Raw genomic sequence first — 1,657 nt, 5'->3', positions numbered from 1 at the left:
CCGGGGCGCGGCGGTGCCGCGGGACGGGGGCCGGGTACGGGACGAGGGGTCTGCGCGCTGCGGCCGCCGGCCGGAGTGACGCGGGGACCCTGGGCACTCTCGTGAATCTGAGGCTCCTCGGGAATGAGAGGCATGAGCTGATTTTTATCAAACACTGGTGCGACGCGCGCCAGGGGGTGGGACATCGGTGCGAGCGGGGACGTCAGAAATCGAAGCCGAGCTGGCCCTCGATCTCCGGCGCGCTTGTCTCCGCCCAACTGCGGGCCTTCTTCAGGTGCCGCCACTGGGGCAGCCCGTCCAGATAGGCCCACGAGAGCCGGTGGTACGGGGTGGGCCCCCGCTCCTCCAGCGCGGCCTTGTGCACGGGTGACGGATACCCGGCGTTGTCCGCGAAACCGAAGTCTGCATGGTCCAGGCCCAGTTCGGCCATCATTTTGTCGCGCTGGACCTTGGCGATCACCGAAGCCGCCGCGACGGCCACGCACGACTGGTCGCCCTTGATGACGGTACGGACCCGCCAGGGCGAGCCGAGGTAGTCGTGCTTGCCGTCGAGGATGACGGCGTCGGGCCGGACCGGCAGGGCTTCCAGGGCACGCACCGCGGCGAGTCGCAGGGCCGCGGTCATGCCCTTCTCGTCGATCTCCTCGGGCGACGCGTGGCCCAGGGCGTACGACGTCACCCACCCCTGGAGCTCCGCGGCGAGCGCGGTGCGGCGCTTGAGGGTGAGGAGTTTGGAGTCGGTGAGGCCCTCGGGGGGCCGACGCAGTCCGGTGACCGCCGCGCAGACGGTGACGGGACCGGCCCAGGCTCCCCGGCCCACCTCGTCGACACCGGCAATGACCTTCGCTCCGGTCGTCGCGCGAAGAGAGCGCTCGACGGTGTGAGTGGGTGGTTCGTACGGCATGGCGGTCTTAGCCTACGCCGCCGGGGTCGATGCCCGACACCCCGGCCCTGCGGCTGAGAGGGCCGGCGGGAGTCGTTCGCGGACGCATCGGAACGGGCCTCGCGGGAAACGGGGTTCACCGCTCCCCGCTCGCCGGTCCCGCGAAGGGAAACGGCGGGCGGCGAGACCTCGTCCCGCTCGCCTGCGGTCGCACACGTGAAGTGAACGGCAATGAGAAGCCGACCTCACGAATCCGGCGGCACACACCCGGGCTCACGAATCCGGCACCGGACAACTGGGCTTAGGGGTTCGACACCGGGCCCCGGGCCCACACCCCCGTTAGACAGGCACCCGCCCAAACTCACGCCCCAGCAACAGCCACCCACCTCACGACCCCAGTGACAGCCACCCGGGAAACGCCTCCGTGCGCCTCGCCCACTCCGCCGGCGGCGCCCCCGCGCTCCCCGCCGCGACCACACCGCCCACGATCGCGCACGTCGTGTCCACGTCCCCGCCGACCTGGGCCGTCGTCCAGAACGCCGACTCGAAGTCGCCGAGCGAGCGGGCGGCCGACCAGAGGGCGAACGGGACAGTGTCGTGGGCGGTGGTGCGCCGACCGCAGCCGAGGACGGCGGCGACGGTGCTCGCGTCGGAGTAGTCGAGCATGTCGCGGGCACGCCGCAGCCCTGCGGAGACGGCGCTGCGGGGAACGAGCGCGATGACGCCGTCGAGGAGGGCCTCCGGGGTGGGCGGGCCGTCGGCGGAGGCGGCGAG

2 protein-coding genes are annotated in these 1,657 nt (G+C 72.1%); both read right to left on the bottom strand.

The window, feature by feature from the left end; all coding sequences use genetic code 11:
- Window positions 1-202 precede the first annotated feature (202 nt).
- Window positions 203-904, bottom strand: coding sequence for a ribonuclease HII (locus ACVNF4_RS35760; protein ID WP_461806999.1), 702 nt, complete (start codon window positions 902-904; stop codon window positions 203-205).
- 366 nt (window positions 905-1,270) lie between these two features.
- Window positions 1,271-1,657: ADP-ribosylglycohydrolase family protein (locus ACVNF4_RS35755; protein WP_461806998.1), on the bottom strand; the 387-nt coding region annotated here is incomplete at its 5' end.

It is taken from the genome of Streptomyces sp. S6 (assembly GCF_054880855.1).
This window is presented reverse-complemented; position numbering and strand designations above follow the sequence as displayed.

What these genes read in the sequence shown, in the direction of transcription:
- ACVNF4_RS35760 (WP_461806999.1), bottom strand. Translation starts at nt 904, where the DNA reads ATGCCGTACGAACCACCCACTCACACCGTCGAGCGCTCTCTTCGCGCG.